General features: G+C 66.6%; 21 protein-coding genes and 2 pseudogenes. 9 read left to right on the top strand and 14 right to left on the bottom strand.

Features of this window, described 5'->3' with window-relative positions:
• Positions 1 to 700: 700 nt before the first annotated feature.
• Positions 701 to 2,302: an SDR family oxidoreductase gene (locus ACFVFQ_RS06220; protein WP_383409498.1), complete on the bottom strand. Its 1,602-nt coding sequence runs from the start codon at positions 2,300 to 2,302 to the stop codon at positions 701 to 703.
• 399 nt (positions 2,303 to 2,701) lie between these two features.
• The gene (locus tag ACFVFQ_RS06215; protein ID WP_383409495.1) at positions 2,702 to 3,088 is read right to left on the bottom strand and encodes a hypothetical protein; all 387 of its coding nucleotides are present in this window, start codon (positions 3,086 to 3,088) and stop codon (positions 2,702 to 2,704) included.
• A gap of 123 nt (positions 3,089 to 3,211) precedes the next feature.
• Here ACFVFQ_RS06215 and ACFVFQ_RS06210 point away from each other — a divergent pair.
• The 3 genes and pseudogenes from ACFVFQ_RS06210 to ACFVFQ_RS06200 all read left to right on the top strand — a co-directional run.
• Positions 3,212 to 3,795 (top strand): annotated as a pseudogene (locus tag ACFVFQ_RS06210) (GNAT family N-acetyltransferase); the annotation flags it as partial.
• Between the two features lie 75 nt (positions 3,796 to 3,870).
• The gene (locus ACFVFQ_RS06205; RefSeq protein WP_383409492.1) at positions 3,871 to 4,254 is read left to right on the top strand and encodes a hypothetical protein; all 384 of its coding nucleotides are present in this window, start codon (positions 3,871 to 3,873) and stop codon (positions 4,252 to 4,254) included.
• 1,093 nt (positions 4,255 to 5,347) lie between these two features.
• Positions 5,348 to 6,454 (top strand): hypothetical protein, encoded by a 1,107-nt coding sequence (locus ACFVFQ_RS06200; protein ID WP_383409489.1) that lies wholly within the window; start codon positions 5,348 to 5,350, stop codon positions 6,452 to 6,454.
• A gap of 304 nt (positions 6,455 to 6,758) precedes the next feature.
• On the opposite strand, the gene ACFVFQ_RS06195 is transcribed toward ACFVFQ_RS06200, so the two are convergent.
• A complete protein-coding gene (locus ACFVFQ_RS06195) occupies positions 6,759 to 7,181 on the bottom strand; it encodes an ArsI/CadI family heavy metal resistance metalloenzyme (protein WP_383409486.1) in 423 nt (140 codons plus the stop codon).
• 78 nt (positions 7,182 to 7,259) lie between these two features.
• On the opposite strand from ACFVFQ_RS06195, the gene ACFVFQ_RS06190 reads away from it, so the two are divergent.
• From ACFVFQ_RS06190 to ACFVFQ_RS06180, 3 genes and pseudogenes are all read left to right on the top strand, one after another.
• A complete protein-coding gene (locus ACFVFQ_RS06190) occupies positions 7,260 to 7,667 on the top strand; it encodes an ArsR/SmtB family transcription factor (RefSeq protein WP_383409484.1) in 408 nt (135 codons plus the stop codon).
• 23 nt (positions 7,668 to 7,690) lie between these two features.
• A complete protein-coding gene (gene arsB, locus ACFVFQ_RS06185) occupies positions 7,691 to 8,758 on the top strand; it encodes an ACR3 family arsenite efflux transporter (protein ID WP_383409872.1) in 1,068 nt (355 codons plus the stop codon).
• A pseudogene (locus ACFVFQ_RS06180) lies at positions 8,751 to 8,972 on the top strand (phosphotyrosine protein phosphatase); the annotation flags it as partial. The gene arsB and the pseudogene ACFVFQ_RS06180, both read left to right, overlap by 8 nt.
• A 152-nt stretch (positions 8,973 to 9,124) precedes the next feature.
• On the opposite strand, the gene ACFVFQ_RS06175 reads toward ACFVFQ_RS06180, so the two are convergent.
• Together ACFVFQ_RS06175 and ACFVFQ_RS06170 are read right to left on the bottom strand one after the other, a co-directional pair.
• Entirely contained in the window at positions 9,125 to 9,253 is a 129-nt protein-coding gene (locus tag ACFVFQ_RS06175) for a hypothetical protein (RefSeq protein ID WP_383409481.1), read from the bottom strand.
• Positions 9,254 to 9,887: 634 nt separating this feature from the next.
• Positions 9,888 to 11,483: a hypothetical protein gene (locus tag ACFVFQ_RS06170; RefSeq protein WP_383409476.1), complete on the bottom strand. Its 1,596-nt coding sequence runs from the start codon at positions 11,481 to 11,483 to the stop codon at positions 9,888 to 9,890.
• Positions 11,484 to 12,059: 576 nt separating this feature from the next.
• Between ACFVFQ_RS06170 and ACFVFQ_RS06165 the strand changes: the two genes are divergently transcribed.
• The gene (locus ACFVFQ_RS06165) at positions 12,060 to 13,742 is read left to right on the top strand and encodes a DEAD/DEAH box helicase (RefSeq protein WP_383409473.1); all 1,683 of its coding nucleotides are present in this window, start codon (positions 12,060 to 12,062) and stop codon (positions 13,740 to 13,742) included.
• Positions 13,743 to 13,924: 182 nt separating this feature from the next.
• On the opposite strand, the gene ACFVFQ_RS06160 is transcribed toward ACFVFQ_RS06165, so the two are convergent.
• Complete coding sequence (locus ACFVFQ_RS06160) at positions 13,925 to 16,036, bottom strand: TIR domain-containing protein (protein ID WP_383409470.1); 2,112 nt, start codon at positions 16,034 to 16,036, stop codon at positions 13,925 to 13,927.
• 161 nt (positions 16,037 to 16,197) lie between these two features.
• On the opposite strand from ACFVFQ_RS06160, the gene ACFVFQ_RS06155 reads away from it, so the two are divergent.
• On the top strand, positions 16,198 to 16,716 hold the full coding sequence (locus ACFVFQ_RS06155) for a hypothetical protein (RefSeq protein WP_383409467.1): 519 nt from the start codon (positions 16,198 to 16,200) through the stop codon (positions 16,714 to 16,716).
• A gap of 580 nt (positions 16,717 to 17,296) precedes the next feature.
• Here ACFVFQ_RS06155 and ACFVFQ_RS06150 read toward each other — a convergent pair.
• Positions 17,297 to 18,508 (bottom strand): PP2C family protein-serine/threonine phosphatase, encoded by a 1,212-nt coding sequence (locus ACFVFQ_RS06150; RefSeq protein WP_383409464.1) that lies wholly within the window; start codon positions 18,506 to 18,508, stop codon positions 17,297 to 17,299.
• A 308-nt stretch (positions 18,509 to 18,816) separates the two neighbouring features.
• Between ACFVFQ_RS06150 and ACFVFQ_RS06145 the strand changes: the two genes are divergently transcribed.
• Positions 18,817 to 19,065 (top strand): hypothetical protein, encoded by a 249-nt coding sequence (locus tag ACFVFQ_RS06145; RefSeq protein WP_383409462.1) that lies wholly within the window; start codon positions 18,817 to 18,819, stop codon positions 19,063 to 19,065.
• Positions 19,066 to 19,178: 113 nt separating this feature from the next.
• Here the strand turns inward: ACFVFQ_RS06145 and ACFVFQ_RS06140 are convergent, their stop codons facing one another.
• From ACFVFQ_RS06140 to ACFVFQ_RS06110, 7 genes are all read right to left on the bottom strand, one after another.
• A complete protein-coding gene (locus ACFVFQ_RS06140; protein WP_383409459.1) occupies positions 19,179 to 19,727 on the bottom strand; it encodes a DUF5994 family protein in 549 nt (182 codons plus the stop codon).
• A 337-nt stretch (positions 19,728 to 20,064) separates the two neighbouring features.
• On the bottom strand, positions 20,065 to 20,367 hold the full coding sequence (locus ACFVFQ_RS06135; RefSeq protein WP_383409456.1) for a hypothetical protein: 303 nt from the start codon (positions 20,365 to 20,367) through the stop codon (positions 20,065 to 20,067).
• 69 nt (positions 20,368 to 20,436) lie between these two features.
• Entirely contained in the window at positions 20,437 to 20,754 is a 318-nt protein-coding gene (locus ACFVFQ_RS06130; protein WP_383409454.1) for a hypothetical protein, read from the bottom strand.
• A 246-nt stretch (positions 20,755 to 21,000) separates the two neighbouring features.
• Positions 21,001 to 22,020: a DNA-directed RNA polymerase subunit alpha gene (locus ACFVFQ_RS06125; protein ID WP_383409451.1), complete on the bottom strand. Its 1,020-nt coding sequence runs from the start codon at positions 22,018 to 22,020 to the stop codon at positions 21,001 to 21,003.
• A gap of 177 nt (positions 22,021 to 22,197) precedes the next feature.
• Positions 22,198 to 22,722, bottom strand: coding sequence for a DUF5994 family protein (locus ACFVFQ_RS06120; RefSeq protein ID WP_383409448.1), 525 nt, complete (start codon positions 22,720 to 22,722; stop codon positions 22,198 to 22,200).
• Positions 22,723 to 22,892: 170 nt separating this feature from the next.
• On the bottom strand, positions 22,893 to 23,216 hold the full coding sequence (locus ACFVFQ_RS06115; protein ID WP_383409445.1) for a hypothetical protein: 324 nt from the start codon (positions 23,214 to 23,216) through the stop codon (positions 22,893 to 22,895).
• A gap of 538 nt (positions 23,217 to 23,754) precedes the next feature.
• The gene (locus tag ACFVFQ_RS06110; RefSeq protein ID WP_383409869.1) at positions 23,755 to 24,303 is read right to left on the bottom strand and encodes a GNAT family N-acetyltransferase; all 549 of its coding nucleotides are present in this window, start codon (positions 24,301 to 24,303) and stop codon (positions 23,755 to 23,757) included.
• Positions 24,304 to 24,314 lie beyond the last annotated feature (11 nt).

Genomic DNA, 24,314 nt, shown 5'->3' with positions numbered 1-24,314 from the left:
CTTGCAGCCGGTGGCCGGGGCGGCGGGGGCGGCCTGGCCTTCGTTGTCGGCTAAGTGCGGCGAGGCCAGCATGGTGCGCGGATGCACCGTTGCAGGCGGGCCCTGGTTGGGGCGCGCTGATGTCCAATTCCCCGCGTTAATCAGCTTCTTGTGGCACGCGAATGGCACGCCGCCGGAAAATGGTCCAGGCAACAAGCAAGGCCCAGGTCTCCGACCTGGGCCTTCGCTGTGGAGCGGGTGACGGGAATCGAACCCGCGCTCTGAGCTTGGGAATCAGGGGGCCTTCGGGGGCCTGGCGCCATCCTGACCTGCGGAGACGCCGCTGCTGAGGAGGTGCGCTCGATCGATTCTTCGGCCCTTGCTGACCGCTGTTTACCGCACCATCTGGCACGGAAGTGGCACGACGGCTCGCGGGCGGCTGCGGTGTCGCTCGATACGGGCCGTGCGTGAGGTCGACTCGGATGTTCGGGGCCGGCTGGGGGCCGTGGATTGCCGGGGAGAAGGGTTGTCGCAAACCCTGTGCGAGGAGCGTTGGGGGATTCCGGTCCGTGCGGAACTGCCGCTGGGGCATGCTCCGCACGACTGCGGGAGTCGTCACGCCGCCCACAGTGCGCCGAAAACGTCTGCTCACGTACCCCTCGCGGGTGGTCATGCAGACGCAGGTCGCAGGTGAAGAGGACGACCGAGGCGGGCATGGGTTTCAGCTTCTCTCCGGTGGTTCGGGAGGTCCGGTGAGGGGGGCACTGTCCGTGCCGCAGGACCCGTCGGCCGCGGCCGTCACCGAGGATCGCGCGCGCTCCTGCTGGACTCGGGCCGCGGCGCGGACGATGTTGCGGGCCATACCGCCGAAGACGACCGCGTGGAACGGTGAGACGCCCCACCAGTACAGCTGGCCGAGGAGTCCGCGGGGATGGAACACCGCCCGCTGCCGGTAGTGGACGGGCCCGTCGCCGTCCACCCGCATCTCCAGCCACGCCAACCCGGGAAGCCGCATCTCGGCGCGCAGTCGCAGAAGTCGGCCGCGCTCGATCTCCTCCACCCGCCAGAAGTCCAGCGAGTCGCCGACCCTCAGCCGGCGCGCGTCACGCCGGCCCCGGCGCAGCCCCACACCGCCCACGAGACGGTCGAGCCAACCGCGCACTGCCCAGGCCAGCGGAAGGGAGTACCAGCCGTTCTCCCCGCCGATGCCCTCGATGACGCCCCACAGCGCCTCCGGCGTGACCTCGGCTTCGCGTTCGCGCACGTCGGTGTAGAGGCTGCCGCCCGCCCAGTCCGGGTCGGTGGGCAACGGGTCGCTGGGCGCGCCCGGCACAGAGGCCGATGACCAGCGGGTGGTGACCTGTGCGTCGCGGACGCGCTGCAGCGCCAGGGAGACGGCGCGGTCGAAGCCGAGCGGGTGACCGGGCGGGCTGGGTACGTACCGTTCGATGTCGTTCTCCCGGCAGACCACCTCGTGGCGCAGGGACTCCGTCAGCGGGCGGGCGATCGAGGCCGGCACCGGCGTCACCAGGCCCACCCAGTGGCTGGAGAGGCCGGGGGTGAGGACGGGCACGGACAGGATCAACCGCCGAGGCAGGCCGGCCACAGCGGCGTAGCGCCGCATCATGTCCCGGTAGGTGAGCACCTCCGGACCGCCGACGTCGAAGGTGCGGTTGACGTCGGGGGGCAGACCGGCGCAGCCCACCAGGATGCGCAGCACGTCCCGCACGGCGATCGGCTGGATGCGGGTGCGCACCCAGCGCGGAGTGATCATCACCGGCAGCCGCTCCGTGAGGTAGCGCAGCATCTCGAAACTGGCCGAACCAGAGCCGATGATCACGGCGGCGCGCAGGACGGCGGTCGGCACGCCCGAGTCCAGCAGGATACGGCCGACCTCGGCACGGGAGCGCAGGTGCGGAGAGAGACGGGACTCCGGGACTCCCGCGGGATGGAGCCCGCCGAGGTAGATCAGGCGGCGCACACCGGCCTGCCGGGCCTGCTCGCCGAAAACCTGGGCAGCGGCGCGGTCGGTACGCTCGAAGCCGCGCCCGCTGCCCAGCGCGTGCACCAGGTAGTAGGCCACGTCCACACCGTCCATCGCCCGCGCCACCGCCCCGGCGTCGGTCACGTCGCCCGGGACGATCTCCACCCGGCCGGACCACGGATGGTCACGCAGCTTGTCAGGGGAGCGGACCAGGCAGCGCACCCGGTGACCGGCGCCCAGCAACTCCGGCACCAGCCGGCCACCGACGTAGCCGCTGGCTCCGGTCACCAGACAGGTCAGGGCCTCCCGGGCCGTCGCCCCGTCATCGGCCGTCGTCATGGCTGCCTTGTCCGCCACAGTTCCCGTCCGCCCATCAGTGATGTGCCGATGCACCGCACCGGATCTCTTCGCACCTCCACCGTGCGGGCAAGCCGGCCGGATGCGCCAGCGCCCGCGGCGATCGCGTGACCTCCGAGGCCCGGAAAGCACCCGGAAAGCACGAGGCCGCGTCCCTACCCCCACTCCTCCGGCCCCCGTGGCTCTGTCAGGCCCTCCACACCCGACCGGGTTCGCAACAGGGCAGATGACGACGAATTCCACGACACGGCGACGGCCGCCCGGCCACGAGTACTGAAGGCATACGACGTCGATCGGTGCGTTCGCTGCAGCGAGGTCACCCACGACCCGGTCGCCACCCCGTACGCGGATGGGGTGGTCTTCCTCGCCGACGGACGGCCCTCAACAGCCCGTCTCCGAACCCTTGGCAACACCAGATCCTGGGCCGCGCCAACGAACCCACCGGACGGCTCCGCTGCCCGGCGGTAGCCAGGTTCCTCGTCCTCGCCGTCTAAGGTTGCCCGTCAGCGCGACGGACGGGTGTGCCTGGCGGGCGGCACGGACACCGGCGTCGACGGCGTAGGTCATCGGCATAGCCCGGGCCACAAACCCCAGCGGCGCGAGCATCATTGCAAGGGGAGCGAACAACCCGCACAGCAGGAACTGCGGCAGAACGAGGGCGGGCAGGTGCTGCACCGCTGCCAGCGCCCCGAAGTCGAGCAGATACCCCGCCAGCAGCTCGACCCTGTGCAGCGGTGTGGCCAGCAGCCGCTCCAGGATGCCGGTCACGCGCTCGCGGAGCGTGCGTGGTGACGGAGGCGACCATGAACATCACGATCAGCGGGAACACCCCGAACAACTGCGGGCCGACGCGGTCAAACACCTCCGGAGTGTTGCTGAACGCCAGGGCCACAGCTCGTCAAACAGCATGGAACGGCGCGGACGGCAGTGATCGGCGCGAACGCCATGGCCTCCGAGCGGGACGCCACGGCACTTCTGCGCGCAGCCGGCTACCGACGTGTCTTCAGCCTGGTCGAGCTGGAGCTGGGCGATCTGCGGCAGGTGCCCGAGCCGGGCAGTGAACTGCCAGCCGGGATACGGACAGGGCCGATCGGGACACGCCACTGCCGTGCAGCCTGGAGAACGGTCGTTGATTCGTATGCGGACACCGGTTTCACTCAGCGATGGCCTTTCCAAAACTTCGCGACACCGCCGACCCGGTGTGCTGGAGGGCTGCCTGGAACGGGCAGAACAATGGTCGGCGTCGCCCTCTGCTCCATCCGCCGTCACAACCACACCGTGGGCGAGGTAGAAGAGTTGAGTGTCCGAACGGGACAGCGACGCCTCGGAATCGGCCGGGTCCTGCTGCTGGACGGTCTGCGGAGCCTTCGCCAGCAAGGTGCAACGACCGCCCGACTGTTCACGGGCACGGCAAATCCGCACCGGTTCTACGACGGCAGAACGAGTACGTCCGTTACCGCAAGCCTCTTGCTTGATCGAACGGCCATTGGGCTGTCTGGTCAGTCCACAGGATTTGACAGTGCCTCGCCACCCGCGTCCTCCCCTGCAGGATGCCCGCCCGTAACGAGGCCGCATACGTCGCCGAGCGCCTCGACGACCACACCAGCACCCTCGACCTCGCCGCCGACAATCTCCGCCGCATCGCCGAACAGCTCCTCGGCCCCGACGAGAGCATTGAGGGCAGCCCCGAACTCGCCGGGCACCTGGAACAGTTGGGCGACCGCCTGCTGCGCGCCGCCCGAGCCCTCAACCGGAACGGCGCCGGGGCCAGTGAGCACCGGCCCTGGCACCGCAGGCGGTCGGGCAGGCAGGCTCACTTCTTGGGCGGAAGCTCCGCGGTGACCTCCATGGCCCACTTCAGCCACTCATCCAGAACGTCATCGTCGAGGGTGCCCTCCGCCAGGACTACCCAGCCCGTCTGCTCTTGCCCCTGAACACCAGCTGCTTGGTGCCGGGACGGGACAGAGCCTCATCCATTCCGTCGGGCCCGACGCGTGCCATCAGACCCTTTTCACACAGGTTCGCCAACGCGTTGCCGTTCGGGGGGAAGGTGAGTCCGCCGAACATCTTCTTCGTGGTCACGCCCTCGGGCTCCAACCGTTCTTTGACCCGCTCCGCTAGCACCTCGTCGTATGCCAGGGCCTCACGCTCACCAGGGGCACCCCAAGCTGCGCGTTGTGGCCTGGCCAGCCCGGAGTTTGGGCACGGGCGAGAATCGAAGCCCGCCATGGATCGTGATCACGGAAATGGAGGGCTGCGCAACAGGAGATCACGCGAGGCCGCCAGTTCAACTTCACGTACCACTTCCCGCGAAAGCCCCGGGGGTAAGAGAGCTCCGCTTCCCCTGCATGTCACCTCCAACCCTCCCCCGGGGCCAGCTCGTTCGCTCACTGGCTCAGTCAAAAACCCAGCTACACAAGGGAGTTCGCGGCTGCATCGTTGCAGGCCGCCCAGTGCAACGTGACGCAGGCCATAAAAAATGCGTCTCGGGATTCGAGATGACGATCAATCGGATCGCTCGGCGGGGCCTTGCGGGCGTCAACTCGGTGCGTTAATCGGCCCCTTGTGGCACGCAACTGGCGCGCGGCCCAAAAATGGTCTAGACAATAACTAAGCCCCAGGTCGCCGACCTGGGGCTTTCGCTTGGAGCGGGTGACGGGAATCGAACCCGCGCTCTGAGCTTGGGAATCAGGGGGCCTTTGCCGCCGGATATCTTGCTGAACTGGGGAAACGCCCTGACTCGGTGCGCGCCTCAAGGGCAGAACTGGCTCTTGTTGACCATGATTTACCGCTCTGTCTGGCACGCGAGTGGCACGGTGCCTTGAGGAGGTCGCCATTCTGCTCCTTGTGACGTGGTGCGGGCCGCGCACGAGGCCATCGGCGCTGGGCGAAGCTGGCTGCGTACCCGCGGGATTGCTGGTGCGAAGGGCGAGCTCGCGGAGCGCCCGTAGGTGCCGAAGGGGACGGAACCCCCTCCGTGCGAAGGTGCCGCTGAGGCACCATGATCCTGTGACATATGTAGTGAGCGTGGACACCGTCCTCCCTGAGGGCACACCCGAGTTGGATCCCTTACAGCGTGAGGGAGTTGGCTCCCTCTTCGAGAAGGGGCTCGGATCGGTCGAGGCCATCGAGGGACCCGACGGCATGGAAGTCGAGTTGCTGGATTCCTCCGTCGGCGTCTACCCCGGTGGTGCCTTGCTGGCGATCTTCGTGGATGCCCCCGCCCTGGAGTTTGCCGAGGACGCCGTCCGCGAGGTCGTCGGTGAGCTGCTGGAGCGCTCCGAGCTCCTCTCCGAGTGGCGGATCGAGAAGTGCGAGGTCGAGCTGCATCCCGAGCTGGCTCAGCAGAGCCTTGATGCCGCCGAGGGTCCGGACGCCCCGCCTGTCGACCCCGCGGAACGCGCGGCCCGGCACGCCGAGGCGGCCTCTGCTGAGTTCGCTGGCCTCAGTGCCGAAGAGGTGGAGGCGATGCGGGGCAAGGTACGGGCACTTGCGCCCCGGCTCCAGTCATTCGGGCTGGAGTCCTTCGGCTACCGCTCCGATGACGACGAAGACGATGACGTTGAGGAGCCCTACGTCGAACGTGCGGACGCGGAGCTCGCCGCCGGCGCGCTGGTGTACGCGATCGACATCCTGGTGGACCAGCTGTTCGACGACGCGGAAACGCTCGCTGAGGAGCACGACAACGTCGCCGAGTGCGACGATCCGCTCTGGCTACTCGACCAGCTCCCGGCACAGTTCGCCGTCCACTACACGGCCAACTTCGCGCGCCGCCTCCTCGTCCAGGCCGTCGACCTCACCGCCCGCCTCACGCGCCCGGACTTCGAGCACCTGAGCTGCGTCGCCGAGGAACTCATCCTCAAGCTGCTCCTGGCCGAGGCCGAGGTGACCCTCGACACCTACGGTCTCTTGGACGACGGGGTCAAAGCCGCTTGGGAAGCCTTCGCCCACGAGGTCTACGAGGATTTCGACCACGAATGGCTCTACCAGCCGGCCGCCGACGGCATCGACGAGGACCCCGATGTCGCTCACCTCGGCATCGCACCGATGGGGATCAGGGACTGGTTCACCCCGTTCAACGAGGGACGGAGCGTCCACCCGTACGCGGGTGCCGAGGGTGAAGCAACGACGTGAACAGGAGCTCCGTGGTCCCGTGTTCACTGCTTTCGGGAAACTTCTGAGGCCAGCGGATTAAAAGTCCCGGCGGTTTCATGATCGACGCTGCTACTTGGTCCACCGCAGTCCGGTTTTTCCTGGTCAGAGACACATTCCCTGACACGAGGTCCAGCGCCGGACGAGCTCTGCCACGCCGTCCGCTCACGCATCGCTCACGCATGGAGGGTGGCTGACCAGGCGGTTCGCCCAGTCGACCACCCTGCCACGATGCATCGGCGCCGTGGCGACCGGGCGTGGCGAAGGCGAGGCGCAGGGCCAGCTATCAGCAACCGTGGCCGGCCAGGCCCGCGTTCGGGTCGACGCTCTTGCCGAGCGTGTCAACGTCAGCCTTTACAACGTAAACCTCCCACGGCTCCTTGCCGGGGCCGTGGACCCAGACCTTGTCCTGGAGGGCGTAGCAGCAGGAGGTGTCGTTCTCCTCGAAGGTGGCCAGGCCGGCCTCCTTGAGGCGGTCGGTTGCGGCGGTGACCTGCTCGGTGGAGTCGACTTCCACGCCGAGGTGGTCGAGTCGGGTCTCCTGTCCCGGCTCGCCCTGAATCAGGACGAGCTTCAGGGGCGGCTCGGCGATGGCGAAGTTGGCGTAGCCCTCGCGGCGCTTGGCGGGTTCGGTGTCGAACAGCTTCGAGTAGAAGGTGATCGACGCCTCCAGGTCGCTGACGCGCAGGGCGAGCTGGGCACGGGACATGGCATGCCTCCAAGGGATTGCATTGAAATCTATCGATGCAAGGTTGCGCTCTGAATCGAAGAACGTCAACATAGACGTATGTCGAATCAAGAGCTTGAGGTGCTGGACCAGGACGGCGCGGTCGACGTCTGCTGTCCGGGGCTGCTGGCGGCCCCCCTCGACGAGGGGCAGGCCACAGAACTGGCGAAGGTGTTCAAGGCGCTGGGCGATCCGGTCCGGCTACGGCTGCTGTCGATGATCGCTTCCCGGGCCGGGGGCGAGGTCTGCGTCTGCGACCTCACCCCCGCCTTCGACCTCTCCCAGCCGACGATCTCCCACCACCTCAAGCTGCTGCGGCAGGCCGGCCTGATCGACTGCGAACGGCGCGGCACCTGGGTCTACTACTGGCTGCTGCCTCAGATGACCGACCGCCTCGCCGGCATCCTCACCCGCCCCGCGGGCGAGCCCCTGCCCGTTCCCGCCGAGACCACCGGGGGTTGCTCGTGAGCGCCGTCGCTCCCGAGACGGGGATGGCCGGCCGCCTGTCCTTCCTCGACCGCTACCTCGCCGTGTGGATCCTGGCCGCGATGGCGGTCGGCCTGGGCCTGGGGCGTGTGGTGCCGGGCCTTGGGGACGCGCTGGCCAAGGTCACCGTCACCGGCGTCTCACTGCCGATCGCGCTCGGCCTGCTGGTGATGATGTATCCGGTCCTGGCCAAGGTCCGCTACGACCGCCTCGACACCGTCACCCGCGACCGCCGCCTGCTCCTTCCCTCCCTGCTGCTCAACTGGCTCGTCGGCCCGGCCGTCATGTTCGCGCTGGCCTGGCTGTTCCTGCCGGACCTGCCCGAGTACCGCACCGGATTGATCATCGTGGGCCTGGCCCGCTGCATCGCCATGGTCATCATCTGGAACGACCTGGCGTGCGGCGACCGCGAAGCCGCCGCCGTCCTGGTCGCACTGAACTCGGTCTTCCAGGTGATCGCGTTCTCGGCCCTCGGCTGGTTCTACCTCTCCGCCCTCCCCGGCTGGCTCGGCCTGGAACAGGCCGGACTCAACGTCTCCGTCTGGGAGATCGCCCGCAGCGTCCTGATCTTCCTCGGCATCCCGCTCGCCGCCGGCTACCTCACCCGCCGCCTCGGCGAACGCGCCAAGGGCCGCACCTGGTACGAGTCCCAACTCCTCCCGAAGATCGGCCCGTTCGCCCTCTACGGCCTGCTGTTCACGATCGTCGTCCTCTTCGCCCTGCAAGGCGACGCCATCACCTCGCGCCCCCTCGACGTCGCCCGCATCGCCCTGCCGCTGCTGGTCTACTTCGCCGTGCTGTGGGCCGGATCGATGGCGCTCGGGCGTGCGGTCGGGCTGGACTACCCGCGCGCCACGACCCTGGCGTTCACCGCCGCCGGCAACAACTTCGAACTGGCCATCGCCGTCGCCATCGCCACCTTCGGAGCCACCTCCGGACAAGCCCTCGCCGGCGTCGTCGGCCCCCTCATCGAGGTACCGGTCCTCATCGGCCTCGTCTACGTCGCCCTGTGGGCCCGCCGCTTCTACCCCTCACCCCTCGCCGTACCGCAAGGGGAAACCACCCGTGCCTGACACCGCCCCGCCGTCCGTGCTGTTCGTCTGCGTCCACAACGCCGGCCGCTCCCAGATGGCCGCGGCCTTCCTCACCCACCTCGCAGGCGACCACGTCGAGGTGCGCTCAGCCGGCTCCGCCCCGGCCGACACCGTCAACCCCGCCGTCGTACAAGCGATGTCCGAGGTCGGCATCGAGGACACGGTCAGCGTCTTCACGAAGAAGGTCGGCACTCGCAGCCTCGAAACCTTCGGCAACTTCTTCAAAGCCCTGGCTAAAGCCCACTAAGGAGTCCCTCGTCCGGAACACCGATTCCGGCACAGGGACACCCGATCCGGTGCTGGGCCCGCATGGGCCCGGCACCCCTCTCGTAGCCCCAATCACACTCACCCGTGCACTAGTTGACGGTCAGCGTGCCGGTCGAGGTAGGCCGCCAGCGCGTTGCCGCGCCACCTGGCGCCACCGTCGTCCTCCATCCACCGCCCCACCATGGCCTTGGTGGGGCGGTCGAGCATCGCGGCTGCCAGTGTCGGCCCACCCCGGGAGGTGTAGCGCGCTCACCAGGCCCAAACCAGCGCCAGGCGGAGGTAGTTCGACGAGTACAGGAGCGGCGCTGCTCAGGCCAGGGCCACAGGGCTACCGCTGTCTCGTGGGCGAAACGCTGAGGCAGGTAGTGGAAACATCGACGACTGAGGGCGCGGCGTGTGGGTGCCCAACTCCCCGTGCTAATCGGCGCCTTATGGCACGCGAATGGCACGCCGCCCGAAAATGGTCCAGACAACGAACAAGGCCCAGGTCTCCGACCTGGGCCTTCGTTATGGAGCGGGTGACGGGAGTCGAACCCGCGCTCTGAGCTTGGGAATCAGGGGGCGTTTGGCTGTCTCACACCTTCTGGCCAGCGGTTATATCGCAACTCAAGGGTGTGCCTGATGCAACCCCTACCCCTTGGTGACCGCCGTTTACCGCTCGATCTGGCATGACATTGGCACGGTGATCGACGCGGCCCTGGGAGGGCGTTTTTCCGTTGTGGTTGGACCGCCGAGTGCCACTGGGCGGTCACCTTGACGTATGCGAATTGCTCGCGCGAAGAGTGCTTCTTGCGGGTGGAGGGAGGTGTGCGCGGCTGTCGAGGGAGGCGGCCGGTGCGAATCACCCGCCCCTACGAGCATGGAGCGAAGTTGAGCTGCTTCGTACTTCTTCGAGAAGTGCGCCCAGTGTTTTGGTGGCGTTGGAGGGCAGTCGTGTTACCTCTCTGCCGAAGGCATGCCACGCGTGAGCGTCATCACCCAGCTCGGCTTGCAGGAGGCCGGCGATGGCGGAGGCGTGCGAGGCGCTGGGAAGCGTCAGGGGGGCCGGCAGTTCACGTAGCAAGTCCGCGTCGGCGAATCGGGAGCCCAAGATCGCCTGTGCCACCTCACGCTTGTAAGCCGCGGGGCCCTTCAGCGGCAGAAACCCGGCAAGCTCCGAGCGAGGGTCGGTGTGGCCGCTCAGCTCATCGTCGGAGGGAACTGTTGGGCGCGCAGGTTGCTTGCGGCCCGCTGGACGGGGTTTCGGGGGCGCAACCCGCTCGGCCACCACGCTGACCGCTTGTTCAGCGGCTTCGCGAACACTGAGGTCGGGGTGTTCGACGAACCTGGCGGCAGTCGCCGGTCCCAGCAGTGGGGCCAGGGTAACGAGGGCGTCGACCGGGCAGAGCGGGTTGTTCGCGAAGGCGTCGGCTGCCTTGCTCCGCGCAGTGATCCAATCGGCATCGGGCCGCCGATTCCCGTACCAAGAAGGCATGGTGGCTTCCGAGAGACATTCGGCTGCGTCCCGCAACAGGTCTGGGGTGACGCACGCCGCGGCCAGACTCTCGAAGGTCGACCAGCTGGCGCTGTATATGCCCTCCTTCCGGACATGGGTGATGACGGCTGCCCCTGCCGTGGCGGTGCGGGTGCGTAGAATGGCCCCATGGAGCAGTAGGGCGCGCGGATGGCGAGCGGTGACTTTGGCCAGCCTCGCAAGCTCCAATCCGGCTCCCCACTCTGCCCAGTCGTCATCTGCTTCTGGAGCGGGGTCGGGATAGGCGGTCCGGAGGCAGGCCAGCAGCATGCGGTCGTTGAGGTTCTTCGCCCGGTTGAGCAGCATGTTGGTGACCATCCGGCGGCCCTCGTCATCTGGCTCTCGGGCGACCAGCTCAGGCCAAAGACTTTGGGCCGGTTCGGCGGAGAGCAGTGCCCAGATGTCGTCGTGCCACGACTGCACCTTTGCCCGCCATGCATCGTATTCAGCTTCTTGGCGACTGTCGGAGAGAGCATCTTCGTCAGGCTGTGGCGGCTGATCGCGGATTGCGGCATCGATGAGTGCTATGCGCACGTCCTGGCCGAAGAATTGCCATTCCTCGGCCACACGTCGAGCGGCGGAGTGGTCCAGTTGCTGAATGAGAAGCAGTTGGGCTTCTGGTAGGTCCCAGCGGGTGCGCGCCACCTCAAGGAGCACCTTTTCCGCTCCCAGCTTCTCGGCGACTGCCAGTAGGTGCTCCGTCGCGACGGCCGGTGTGGCCAGGATGGCTTTGAGTACCTGTCTGTCGTGCGCCCTCTCAATGAGCGCATTGCGCACGTCGTTGGTCGTGTCCGGCCGGGAGAAGAAGCGCGCGGCTGTCGCCGGGGCCCCTCGGACGGCAACAACGTTGGCGATGGCCATCTGCTGATTGGCGGTGAGCGAGGGGGCGTCGACGAGTGCTGCCCAGAAGGGTTGTAGTGCCATGAGCAGACGCTATCGAGAGGCACCGACAGCCACCGAGCACACGTGACTGTCACAGCCCGGGACAACCGTATTAAGAGTCCTGGCGGGGCCGTGATGGGTGGTGGTCCCGCCAGGTTCCTGCCAGTCCGATTCCCCCTGATCAGCTCAGGTACGACATGTCGAGCGATCCGGTACGGAACGCCCTGCACTGCGACGTCCGCTCACGCGCAGGCGAGCCCGCCGACCTCTTGTCGGGCCCGATGCGACTGCACACAAACCAGGGGCTTAGCGGCGACAAGAGGTCAGGAGCCGGGACACGAACTGGTGAAGGTGGTGACTTAACACGCGTCCGCTCGTTGCGTCCCCAGTGGGGACGGCTCAGGTGCCAGCGGGGTCGTGTCACTGGCTCGCGGGCGCGGCGCCTCGGGTATCGGTAGCAAACAAGGTGCGTGCAGCGCCACCGTGTCGACCGCATGGTGCTCACAAACTCGGCGCCACACGGCGTCACAAAGTTGCATGCCTCTGTCTTCGGTTTCGTGCGCTAATACCCCAGCCCAACTCCGGTAGATGGCTAGGCGGAGAGGAATTGAATTGCGGTTGCGGCAGTGGCAGGACGACGGCCTGCGAAAGTTCCTGGGGAGTAATAAGGATTTTCTTGCGGTTGCGACTCCCGGGGCCGGAAAGACAGCGTTCGCTCTCCTGGCAGCCCAAGCCATGATGGATCTCGGAGAAATCTCCGGGATTGTCACCGTCGTTCCGACAGGCCATCTTAAGGGGCAGTGGGCGAAGGCGGCCGCCCGAATTGGAATTCAGCTAGACCCTGATTTCAAGAACGCCAAGAAGGTCGCTGCCTGTGACTACGACGGACCAGTGACGACCTACCATGCAGTCGCCAAAAATCCTCAAGCCTGGTCCGATACGGTGAGCATGGATAGTAAATCATCTCGACTGTATCAGGCGCCATACTTGGTAATCCTGGACGAGGTGCATCACGCTGGCGATTCAGATAACCTGTCTTGGGGCCCTGCCCTATCTGAGGCATTTGGTGGCGCCTACCGGCGCCTGATGCTTTCAGGCACTCCTTTCCGGACAGACGCCAAGCCCATCCCATTTCTTCGTTATGACGAAAATCGACGAGTGGTCGCCGGCGTTAACTACGACTATGGGATGGCCCTTCAGGATCAGGAAGTCGTTCGCCCTGTAGTGTTCCCAGCCTTGGATGGAGAAGCGCGTTGGCGTTTCGCGTCCGAACATGCAAGCGCCAAGAAACTATCTGAAACTGATGCAAATACGGTTTCCCATGCACTAGCCGCAGCGCTAGCTCCAGACAAAGAGTGGATCCCATCAGCGCTTCGTAGGGCAAACGACGAACTTTCCCTCATCAGGCAAGACGTGCCAGATGTTGGCGGGTTGGTTGTCGCCTCGAATCAGAAGGTCGCCCGCTCGTATGCCGCCATTCTGGAGGACATTACCGGCGAGGCGGTTACTGTTGCGACTTCTGACTGTCCACGCGCGAGCAAGAGTATTTTTGACTACTCTGCTGGTTCCTCTCGTTGGATCGTGGCAGCGCAAATGGTTGCTGAAGGTGTCGATATTCCCCGCTTGGGCGTGATTGTCTACGCTTCACGCATCCGCACACAGCTATTCTTTCGCCAGGTCGTCGGCAGGTGCATCCGTCGCCGAGGCGATAACGATGACCTGTGCGCAAGGGTCTTCGTCCCCTCTGTCCAGCCAATCCTTCAATTTGCCGCAGAGATCGAACTCACCGTCAAGCATGTTCTTCGTGCCGAGGAGGACGAGGTCAGGCGCCGCCACAACAGAGGTGAAAGCGATTGTCCTGCCGACCGTACCCGCGACCCGCGCACTCTCGAAGTTATCGGTTCATCTGAGTCTGTTCACCCCTTCACCATTAACAGCGGCGAGCGGTACGGCGAACCCCTACTTCTACACGCCCGCCGCCTTGGTCAGCAGGCTGGGTTGCCCGTAGGTACCGAACCCTCATCAATCGTCCGACTGCTCCGGCTGAATGGCACAGGAATCGGTGATGGAAGGCCATGGCCGGCCGTAGCGGAGCAAACACTCGCTGAGCGCAAGAAAGAACTTCGAAATATCGTCAACCGCAAGGTGGGGCGCCTCGCAGTAATTTCGAAAAATCCGCACCGGAATATTCACCGAAAACTTAATTCGACATTCTGCGAAGCCAGTATTGAGCATGCCACGGTGGGGACGCTCAACGAGCGCCTGATCCTTCTTGACCGCTGGATTGCGGAAGTGTATTGAGCGCACGATTTTCAACGGTACGGATGATGACTACGCTGCAATCTGCGGTCCAGCAGCTAGAGAGGAAAGAAAAGGACGCGGCGTCATCCCATGTCCGTAGAGCACCTGCAGGGACCTTGCCGGCGTGGCGACGAGTCAGCTGTGCGTTCGCGCGAGTGGGCGGGTGGCGCAGGACACGTCGTCTACTCCACGGCGGTCAGCAGGTCGGCTCCCGAGAGTTCGCCGAGCGCGCTGGTGAGCTCGGTGAGTGGTTCTCTTAGAGCCGACAGTGCGTTGCGCATGTTGGCGGCGTGTTCCCAACGGCGTTCATGCTCGATGGTGCTCGTCGTAGCTGGCCGGGCTGCTTCGTGGACTTCCAGCGCCGGGTGCCATGTGCTTAGGAAAGGCCGAAGGTGGTTGTTCACGAGGGCTGCCACGAGTTGGGGAAGCTGGGAGGCCGAGGCATTCGGGCCGAGGCGGTGGAGGCCGTCGCGTGCCGTGGTGAATAGCGAGTGGAGGGAGGTCAGGGCCTCTCTGAGAGAGCCCTGTCCATCGGCCAGGGGCTGTACCCCAACGCGCAGAGAGAGCTCGACTTGCAGGTCGAAAGCTACTGCCCGCTCGACGTCGTTGGGCGAGACCGGCGACTGGGAAGGCACGGGATGCTCCTGCGCTGTGGTCGGATTGGTTCGGCTTTCCAGGATAGGAGCCGGCCACGACTGCACCAGGGTGTGGAGGAGGGCCTGACGGAGATCCTCCTGTCTGGTGGAGTCTTCGTCATGGCGCCGCACCGCACGGGCGACAAGTGAATGCACGCTCCATACGCGGGCATTCGGAGCGGATGGACGAACGATGCCGTCACCTACCAGAGCGTCGATGCCCTCTGTCACACGTTGAGCGGCTTCGGGCGGCCGAAGAGTATCGACAAGCGCCAGAGTCTGCTGCAACGGGGCATCGGCGAGGGGCGCCGGGTGGACGAGGGCGAGGACCCTGAGGATGTCGTTGGCGGAACTGTGCGCCTTGATGCTGCGCGGCAGGAGCGTCGAGGAGCGCGGCGTGTGCTCCGGACCAGGACTGGGCACTGCTGCACGCTCCCAGCGCAGCAGCACGTCTGTCGTATTGCTGTGCAGCAGTCGACGCAGGTGTGGAAGATCCTCGTGGGCCATGCGCTCGGCAACGAGATCCAGCGCCAGGGGGTGGCCTTCGAGATCGCGGATGACCTCGTCGGCGGCCAGGCGTTCCGCCGCGTCTGCGGGACGGCGGCGTGAGGTGAGGAGATCGTAGGCGTCGGCGTCGGGAAGCGGGCCGAGGTCGAGCGGCTCTCCGGAGGAACCATAGTGCCGCGAGCGCGTGGTGAGCAGGGTGGCGGCGAGCATGTGCGGGCCGTGTAGCAGCGCGAGTTGCTCACGTGAAAGGCCGTCTGGGACACCATCGAGCACCCATAGGCAAGGCTCCTGTTGTTTCTCCAGTGTGACGGCGAGATGGCTGAGCAACTCGTGCAAGGAGGTGCGACGTGTCTCCAACCCGAGTGCAGAACCCACCGTCTGCACTTGATGGAAGTAGCTCTCCAGGACGCGTTGAGGTGGGGTGCCAGCGGCTGTGTGCAGGTCGAACCAGTAGATACCGCCGGGAAACGAGGAGGCGAACTGCAGCGCGTACTCCTGGGCCAGAAGCGACTTCCCGACTCCAGGCATTCCCCGGACAACTGCCGTGCGCCCGTGGCCCGTCTGCGAGACGAGCGGCGCGAGGTGGCGGTGAAGCGCCGTGTGCAGATGCCACTGCTCGGCCAGCCGACCGGTGAAATGGCGAGACCCGGACGGTATCGGGGCCGGCAGCCAGCGCGGCTTCGCTCGGTCAGGCGTCCAACCAAGCGGTCTCGTCAACCCCCCTACGTACGCGGCGACCCGATCGGCGAGGCGCTCCGCAACGCCCTCGTCCCTGATACCGGGCCAATGCCGGGCGTCCCTCAATTCCAGCGGCTGTACGTGGTCGGCGGACTGCTCAGGATTGATCACCAGGATGCGCCGACGCGGGTCCCCCTCCCGCTGCCCTGCCAGAAAGGCATAGGTCAACTCCCATTGGCACGCACGACGGCGTGGGTATTCCTTCGAGTAGATGGCCAAGAGGGCCTTCGACCGGGCAAGCGCGTGCGAGATGGTGGAGGTGATCCCGGCGAAGTCCTCAACAGCGGTGTCATCTACGAAAATACGCAAACCACGGCGACGGAGAGCAGGGGTCAGGAGTTCCAGCAGGTCAGCATCAGACCGGCTGTAGCTGATGAAGACGTCCCAGTCCTCCTCGCCCGCGTGCCGATCCATTCCAGCCCCTTCTCTTGCGCTGCCCGAGACGACCTGCCCGAACGGTGATCCCATCCAGTATCGTTGCGCCCCAGACCGTGGGTGCGACACGACGTGGGGGATGCGTGCCGAGGAGGAAGGGTTTAGGCAGGCGACCAGCCGAGGTAGCCGTCAAGTTCACCGTGCCGTTCGTCGGGGAGATCAGCGGCACCTGGCGGCCGGACGACGCCGAGCGAAAGGCGGCCTGGGAACTCTACGTCGAACTGATCACCCGGGTGAGCGTGGTCGAGCTCGGCCCGGCGGAGGGGGTCTTGAGGGAAGCCCTGACCTCGCACTACACGCTCTTCACCACCACGCGCGACATTCTGCGCCGTTACGGCCCCGACGTCGCCCCGCGCAGCCGGCAGGGGCAGATCACCTTCGGCTCTCTCGCGGTCACGGTCCTCAACACGGTGGTTCGCCCCCTCCTGACCCGTTGGCATCCCACCCTCGCGGCACACGAAGCCGCGCGACCGGCCGGCATGGCTGCACAGCAGTACGAGCAGCAGTGGGAACACGAGGCCGAGCTCCGCGGGGAGCTGCGGGCTTCCCGGCAGGTACTGGCCGAACTCGCCCGCGTGTTGGCGGAGGTCGCAGGCGCCGCGGACCTTTTGGACCCGCGATCACCTCAGCTCCCCGGTCAGCGGGGGGGGGGGGCTTAGAAAGCGGGGATGCCGGGTCTGCGAACGGCAACGAGGGATCGTGGTAGGAACCGCGGGAGGTCGGGTGCTGCTCCCTGCGCACCACATCGCCAGGCCAGTCGCCCCCCGGCGTGCCAGTTCTCAACGCAGCTGTTGCGCCAGCTGCTGTTGGCGATGCCAAGCGCGAGCACATCCAGCAACGCGTTGAGGTCTGTGGGATCCGCCTGGGTGGAGCGGCGATGGTCGGATCGACGAGCTGCCGGCCCGGCCATCTCGTAGGCAACACGGCACGGTAGTTGCCTGTGGCCGCCTACCTGTTGTCGTCCGTCGGATATGGCCCGGGAGTGGCACGGCTGAGGGTTCTCTCGTTGCCGAGTTTCTTCCTGTCGCCCGCAGAAGCCCGGCGTCCATAGGTCACCACGACCTTCGGGAGCAGTCAGAGGGCGCGTAACTGCCGCCCCGCCAGGGTTATTTGTCGCCATCGGGTGTTTGGTCCGGGGTGACCACCGCACGGGAGGCACGGCGGCACTCGATCTTTCCGCGTGGGTACCCTGCCGCGCATTGGTGCTCCGGTGATCGTCCGTGGCGTCGTGCGGCGCCGTCAGCCGCGCCATTCGATCAGGAGGAGGGTCGCATCGTCCGTGGTGATTCCGCCCCGTTCCCGCATGAGGGCGTGGGAGAGGGAGCGGGCCATGGGCCGCACGGCGGACCCGGTGCGCGCGAGACGGTCCACCCACGCGATGAGTTGCTCTTCGCCGAACTCCTCCCCGCCGGTCGTGTGTTCCTCGATCAATCCGTCGGTGAAACACAGGACGCGGTCGCCCGGCTCCAGGGCCAGCTCGGTGATCCGGGGTTCCTGACCGCCGAAGCCGACCGGCAGGGTGGTCGGGCTGTGGAGCCGTCGGACGACGTGCTGCCGGCGGATGAGCAGGGGCGCGGGATGGCCCGCGTTGACCCACTGAAGGTGCCCGGTCGTGGTGTTGAGCCGCATCATCTGGGCGGTCACGAAATGGTCGGGGCCGAACTGGCTGGCGATCGCCCGGTCCATGAACGCGTAGATCTCGGACAGCCCGATGCTGATGCGCCGGGCGTGGCGGTAGGCGCCGATGGCCACCGTGGCCATCGTGGCGGCGTCCAGGCCGTGGCCCATCGCGTCGACCACGGCCACGTGCAGGATGTCGTCGTTGAGGGCGTAGTCGAAGCTGTCGCCCGCTACGTCGTACGCGGGCTCCAACATCCCGGCCACCGCGACCCGGGGTACGGACATCGCCAGTGGCGGCAGGACCGACCACTGGATCTCCGCGGCAACGCTCATCGGTTCCCTGCGCCGGACCCGGAAGAACAGATCGGTGTAACCGTGCTTGGTCACCAGTATGTCGGCGGCCAGAGCGGTGATCCTGCGCAGTAGTCGTCGGTCGTCGTCATCGACGCTGTCCAGCGTGACGGCCATGACGCCCACGTGGTCCCCGCCGTCCAGCAGCGGCAGGTGGACCCGCACACCGTCGGCCTGTTCCACCTCGACGGGACGTCCCTCCAGAAAGGCCCGGCCGGCGTCGGAATCGTCGATCGACTGCGGTGCACCGGCCAGCAGCCCCTCGCCGGGCACTGGCACCAGCAGCAACTGCCCGTAGTCCTGCAGGAGGATCGCGATATCGCGGCCGCCGAGACGGCCCACCGCTTTTGCGATCAGCGGAGCGAGCAGGTGTGGCGGCGACTCGTGCCCCCGGTCCAGCAACGTCCCCACCAGCCGCTCCCCGAACCCTTCCGACCGGCCCGGGCCTCCCTTACGGGGCCGGCATTCACCGTCTGCCATCGCCGGGCCCTCGCCGGCAGCCGGTAGGGGGGATGCCCGCGGGGGCGCAGGCCGTACGAGGCGGGACGTTCTCAAGAACTCCCTGGAGGGGTGTGCGCACATGAACTCCCGACACGGCGGTGATCGATGGGAGCAGCGTGCAATGGCAGCCGAAGGGGTCCGATTCATTGCTCCACAGGCGGCATGTCACGCTGTCCGCCGGCGTGTGGCTTTGTTCACGAGTTTCGAAACTCGTGAACAAAGCCAGGCGTGGCAGTTTCCCTGACGGACCGAGGGCGGGCCGACCGCGATGGATCTACCATCAAGACATGAGCGTGTTCATAAAGCTGGTGGAGAACCGGCCCCCCAAGGAATACGCGGACCCGACGGCCTCGGATATCTCCTACGGCGATGTCACCGACGGCGAATCGCCGGCCACTTACGAGTACGACGTGATTCCGAGCGGCGCATTGAGGATCCTGCGCGTGGGGAAGGGGGAAGCCGCCGTAGTCGATGCGGTCTACGCCCCAGGGCTCTGGTTCCGCGTCGCCGGAAAGTGGCACGGCAGTACCGAATAGCACCTCGCCGGCAGGTGTGACGCCGAAGTCGGGAAGTGCACTCTCACGTGTTGCGCCGGGAAGGACAGCTCCAGCGGGTTTCGCCAGGGCCGTTCAGAGCGGTGCGCTCTGCTCTACGTCGGACCATCTTGGGCGAGCACGCGGGCGCCGTGGCCGCCCTCGGAATCCCAGACCTCTTCGCCGGCCCGATCGCTTTCTGCCACGATGCGTCGGGATTCCGCCCGTTCCACCAGAGCGCTCGCCGTGAGAGTGCGCAGCGGGCCGGTGGCCGCGGTCATTAGCCAGGCGGCGGTGGCCGGGTCAGTCTGCGGCGGAATCACCAGGAGGTCCCAGCGGCCGGCGGTGTAGGACAGCAGTAACAGCTTGTGGGGGTCCTGCTCGGCCTGGAACCAGCCCACTCGCACCACATGCCCGTCGACGGGCACCCGGCGGGGGATGGCCGGCCAGAATGTCGGGTTCACCGTCACATGGGTGATGCGCCCCCATAGCGGGTCCAACACGGTTATCAGCGCGGGGAGTTCTGCCGTCAGGTCGCGGGAGCGAGGCCACCAGGCACCGTCCAGCAGAGCACCAGGAGTGCGGGAAGGGGCCAGCGCAAGACGCGGAGGCGGCGAAGAGGCCCGGTCTTCGGCCGAAGTCGAGTCAAGAGCGGTCGCGGTCATGACACGAACCTGTCCCGGGTCGTATGCACCGGCCCGACGCTGTGAATCACCGAGGGAGACAGGAGCTCGGAGGCTCATATGCGAAATTCCCTCGGTAATTGAAGGATACTCCCAGAAAGCGACCACCAGGTGTTTTCGTTCAGTCCTGGCCTGAACTTCGCCACCGTCGAGTTGGCGACGAAGCGCCGACTGCCAGCCGGCGGAAGCCTCGATCTGAGAGCCATCTCCGCGGGCGGAAAGGTATTTTTGCTGTCCACCCTTACAACGTTGCGGTGCGCACCATCCTGATGCGGCACTAGCAACATGCAAGACCACCATCGCCGCCCTGCCCCGCAGGTCACCTCAGATGCCGGCACTGCTGATCGAACCGAGCGCTCTGCCATGCAAGGGCCTGTTCGACCTGCCTCACCGTCAGCCCAACGGCCCCAGCCGGCCGGTCGATCCCGAGCCCGTCGGGATGCTCATCGAGCACCCGGGCGATCTTGCCGACCCACAGTTCTTCCTCGATGAACGGCCGACGGGCATAACGCTCCCGCAGCACCGTCAGATGGTCTTCCGAGCACGCGGTGACCGACCGCCGACCGTCGTTTCCCAGGTCATAGACGTAGACAGCTGAGGAATCCGGCACCGCCGTCCGCATCTGGCTTCCCTCGGCAATCGTCCGCCGGCACTCGTCGCATGACGCCTCATCTGCTACCACGCCATCTGTTTACCCTGGTGGGGCGTCGGGCCCATCCGGTTCACCGAACTGCCGGTGCCAGCGCACGAACTCGGCGTTCTGCCACATAATTCCGGCCTCGATCTGGCCCAGGTCCAGCCCGGTTTCCTTGACCAGGTCCTCCTCGCTGATGCCCTCCGGATGCTGCTGCATCGCCCTGCCGATCTTCCCCGCCCGCAGCTCCGCGTCGGCGAACGGGCAGTGTTCGTACTGCTCAACCAGCTCTTTCAGATACTCCTGGGTGCACCAACGACCATCCGCTTGCCGTCGAACTTCGCATCGATCGCAGGCATCGACGACGAGTCCCACACGAGCGCATACCACTCAAAACTGTCCGAAATCACAGCCCTGCAAAGATCGCACAAGCTCGGGATGGATCTCTTCCTCGCAGGCGTCGTCCGGCTCGCCGTTCGCCACTGCCCGTCTAACGCCAGACGTCGGCCCGGTGTGGTCGTCGCTGACCCGTCCGGGAGGTGTGGGCCGTTGTCGCGGACGTCGTTGACCGCGGCGGACACCGTGTGTCGAGGCAGAGCTCAGTTACCACACCGTGAAGCACTACCCCGCGCCCTGCTGTGCGACGTACCCGGTGTCGTCGTCGGCGCCGAAGGCGTCCGCGGCAGCGACGGGGTCGAAACCGGGCGGGCTGTCCTTGAAGGCCAGGCCCATGTCGGCCAACTTCACCCTGACCTCGTCGATCGACTTCGCGCCGAAGTTGCGGATGTCGAGCAGGTCCGCCTCGCTGCGCGCGATGAGCTCGGCCACGGAGTGGACGCCCTCGCGCTTGAGGCAGTTGTAAGAACGGACGGTGAGTTCCATCTCCTCGATCGGCAGTGCGAGCTCGGCGGTCAGGGCGGCATCCGTCGGGGACGGCCCCACGTCGATGCCCTCGGCGTCGACGTTCAGCTCGCGGGCGAGGCCGAACAGCTCGACCAGAGTCCTGCCGGCCGAGGCCATCGCATCGCAGGGGCGCATGGTCTGTTTGGTCTCGACGTCGACGATCAGCTTGTCGAAGTCGGTACGTTGCTCGACACGGGTCGCCTCGACCTTGTAGGTGACCTTGAGCACCGGCGAGTAGATCGAGTCGACCGGGATGCGGCCGATCTCCTGGTGGGCCTGCTTGTTCTGGACGGCGGAGACGTAGCCGCGACCGCGCTCGACGGTCAGCTCCATCTCCAGCTTGCCCTTGCCGTTCAGCGTGGCCAGGACCAGGTCGGGGTTGTGCACCTCGACGCCGGCCGGCGGGGCGATGTCGGCGCCGGTCACCAGACCGGGGCCCTGTTTGCGCAGGTACAGCGTGACCGGCTCGTCGCGCTCGGAGGAGACGACGAGCTGCTTGACGTTGAGGATCAGATCCGTCACGTCCTCCTTGACGCCCGGCACAGCGGTGAACTCGTGCGGCACACCGCCGATCCGGATGCTGGTGACGGCAGCGCCGGGGATCGAGGAGAGGAGGGTGCGACGTAGGGAGTTGCCGAGGGTGTAGCCGAACCCCGGCTCCAGCGGCTCGATCACGAACCGGGAGCGGTATACCTCCACCACCTCTTCGGTGAGAGAGGGACGCTGAGCGATCAGCACGTGGTGCCTCCAGTTTTCGGCACCCGCCATGTGGTGCCGACCCATCGAGCGGTAGCCCGATGGCGATCCCGCAAGGCTACGGGCATGAGCGCCCAATGGTTCCGTACCACCCGGGCGCAATGGAGCGCGGCGGCGCACGGCGACCTTCGTCCTGGTGCCGAAGCCTCGACGGCTCCCTCACCGCTCGCCGCGTTCGCGGTCCGTTCGAGGCTGTTCCACGGGAACGGGGTGTGCCCGACGGGTACCGGTGTCGATGAGGATCTGCTCGGCCGGGGCGACGTTGCCCGTCCGGACGGCCCTGGCCATGGCGTCGCGGGCTGCTTCAGGAGTCGCGTGCGGTGGGACCACCAGCAGGGAGAAGTGGTCCTGGTCGCCCCGGGTGATGAGGACGGTGTCGTCACCGACCGGGAACGAGTCGATGTGGACGACCCGCTCGTCGATGACCAGACGAGTCGGCAGTTCTTCCCAGGCATCCGCGTCCAGGCCAACGCGCAAGACGGGACCGAGATGCTCGGTCAGCGCGGCGACCAGAGCGGGGAGCTCAGCGCCGATGTCGCGGGAACGCGGCCACCACGCGCCGTCGAGAACCTGCTCACGGGTGTGCGTGGTCACCAGCCTCAACAGAGCCGTCCCCGGTCTGACGGCCTGGTGGACCGCGTCCGGCAGAACGTGCGGTACGGGGGGAGTACCGGCGTCGGTCATGTGTGTTCGCCCGCCTTCCGGGGAGGTGCGTCCGCCTGGCGAGGTGACCTCGTCACTTCACCGTACTCCTCGCGGCGACGGGGTCGGAATCACGTTCGTCAGGAGAGTTCCTGGTCACGCACGCCTTCGCGGACCGCCGACCGAAGTACGGCCAAGATACTGGAGGTACTTCACACGCGGGCTCTCACGCCGGTGTCGTTCCCGCTGATCAACAACCCGGCACGTCGAAGACCTGCCCGGGGACAGGTCCGCGCCAAGACTGCGACCATCGACATGACCTGCCCATCGGTGGGCGCGATGAAGTGTGGCTGCTTGGTCATGGCGGCTGCTCCCCCGCTCTGGGCGGTGCCGTTGACGGCTACGCCTCCGGCGCCTTCCGCCGTCGCCTGACCGGCGGTGCTGTTACGGGCATCCTGCACCTGCTGGACTGCGCGCTCCAGAGCTGCGGCGAAGTCCGCGTCGTGCTCGGCCGCGTCCGTAAGTACGCGCTGCATCCGCTACCGGACGGGACCGGAGGGCACGGCGGCCTCCTCCGTTCCGGCTTCTTCGGCCTGCTCTGCGGCCTCGGCGGTCAGCTCCAGGAGTGCGGGTTGCTCGCCCAGCCTCGCGCGAGTCCAGCGCCCGGTCGACCTCTGCATCGGCCCGCCCGGCCACGTGCCTGGCCTTCTACACAGCCGAGGCGAATAAGACCCTGACGGCTACCTCAACACCCGTCATCTCAACTCCCCCTACTCGCCTGGGAATTAATAGGACGGCACCCAGGCCCGTTCGGTTCAAGAAGCCGACACGAGGAAGACGCCATCGGCCGACTGCGCCTGCGCCCCCTACGTTGCCCCTGGAGATCTGACCGAACGCCACACACGACACCGGCTCTGGGGTCAACACCCGTAGGGCTTCCGGAGCCGACCACTAAGGAGGCAAGGGCCGCCCGTGACGAGTGGGCGCTTGCCGCAGCTCGTAGGCGCCATGCCCACCTTCGTCCGTCATGGGCATGGCTCTTGCGGTCGGACGGAGTTGCTGATGGCCGTGTGCCTAGCCGGCCAGCAGGGGCGAAACACGAGAAGGAACCGTGAACTCCTTGGCGAGGGTGTCCATGACGAGTTCGTCGCAGACCTGGCCGAGCCAGTAGCCGGCTTCGCGGAGGGCGCCGACGGTGCGGAAGCCGGCCTTTTCGTAGGCGCGGATGGCTGCCGTGTTGGGGGCGAGGACCTTGAGCCAGACCATGCGGAGGTTGGTGATGTGGAAGGCGTAGTCGAGGGTGAGGCGGGTGGCCTGGGTGCCGAGACCGCGTCCGCGGGCTTCGGGGGCGAGCATGATGACGTATTCGGCGGTGCGGACGGCGTGGTCGGGCAGGAGGGTGGCGACGCCGACGGGTACGGGTTCGCCGGAGGTACGGTCGTAGATGGTGAAGCGGATGTTCTCGCCGCGGAGTTGGTGGGTCATGCCCTCGGTGCGTGATGCGAGGGATTCGGGTGTCTGGCGGCCGTAGCCGACCAGGAGGGCGGGGTCCTGTTCCCAGCGCCAGTACGTCTCCACGAGGTCGGCGCGGTAGGGGCCGAGGGCGCAGGTGTCGGTGCCGATCCACAGGATCG

Origin of the sequence: Streptomyces sp. NPDC057743, from assembly GCF_042798755.1 — a bacterium.
In the GTDB taxonomy this organism is placed as follows: Bacteria; Actinomycetota; Actinomycetes; order Streptomycetales; family Streptomycetaceae; genus Streptomyces.
This window is presented reverse-complemented; position numbering and strand designations above follow the sequence as displayed.

Excerpts from the sequence above, each read along its gene's own strand:
- ACFVFQ_RS06220 (WP_383409498.1), bottom strand. The coding sequence starts at position 2,302 with ATGACGACGGCCGATGACGGGGCGACGGCCCGGGAGGCCCTGACCTGT.
- ACFVFQ_RS06205 (WP_383409492.1), top strand. The coding sequence starts at position 3,871 with ATGCCCGCCCGTAACGAGGCCGCATACGTCGCCGAGCGCCTCGACGAC.
- ACFVFQ_RS06195 (WP_383409486.1), bottom strand. The coding sequence starts at position 7,181 with ATGTCCCGTGCCCAGCTCGCCCTGCGCGTCAGCGACCTGGAGGCGTCG.
- ACFVFQ_RS06190 (WP_383409484.1), top strand. The coding sequence starts at position 7,260 with ATGTCGAATCAAGAGCTTGAGGTGCTGGACCAGGACGGCGCGGTCGAC.
- arsB (WP_383409872.1), top strand. The coding sequence starts at position 7,691 with ATGGCCGGCCGCCTGTCCTTCCTCGACCGCTACCTCGCCGTGTGGATC.
- ACFVFQ_RS06175 (WP_383409481.1), bottom strand. The coding sequence starts at position 9,253 with ATGCTCGACCGCCCCACCAAGGCCATGGTGGGGCGGTGGATGGAGGAC.
- ACFVFQ_RS06170 (WP_383409476.1), bottom strand. The coding sequence starts at position 11,483 with ATGGCACTACAACCCTTCTGGGCAGCACTCGTCGACGCCCCCTCGCTC.
- ACFVFQ_RS06160 (WP_383409470.1), bottom strand. The coding sequence starts at position 16,036 with ATGGATCGGCACGCGGGCGAGGAGGACTGGGACGTCTTCATCAGCTAC.
- ACFVFQ_RS06150 (WP_383409464.1), bottom strand. The coding sequence starts at position 18,508 with ATGGCAGACGGTGAATGCCGGCCCCGTAAGGGAGGCCCGGGCCGGTCG.
- ACFVFQ_RS06145 (WP_383409462.1), top strand. The coding sequence starts at position 18,817 with ATGAGCGTGTTCATAAAGCTGGTGGAGAACCGGCCCCCCAAGGAATAC.
- ACFVFQ_RS06140 (WP_383409459.1), bottom strand. The coding sequence starts at position 19,727 with ATGACCGCGACCGCTCTTGACTCGACTTCGGCCGAAGACCGGGCCTCT.
- ACFVFQ_RS06135 (WP_383409456.1), bottom strand. The coding sequence starts at position 20,367 with ATGCGGACGGCGGTGCCGGATTCCTCAGCTGTCTACGTCTATGACCTG.
- ACFVFQ_RS06120 (WP_383409448.1), bottom strand. The coding sequence starts at position 22,722 with ATGACCGACGCCGGTACTCCCCCCGTACCGCACGTTCTGCCGGACGCG.
- ACFVFQ_RS06115 (WP_383409445.1), bottom strand. The coding sequence starts at position 23,216 with ATGCAGCGCGTACTTACGGACGCGGCCGAGCACGACGCGGACTTCGCC.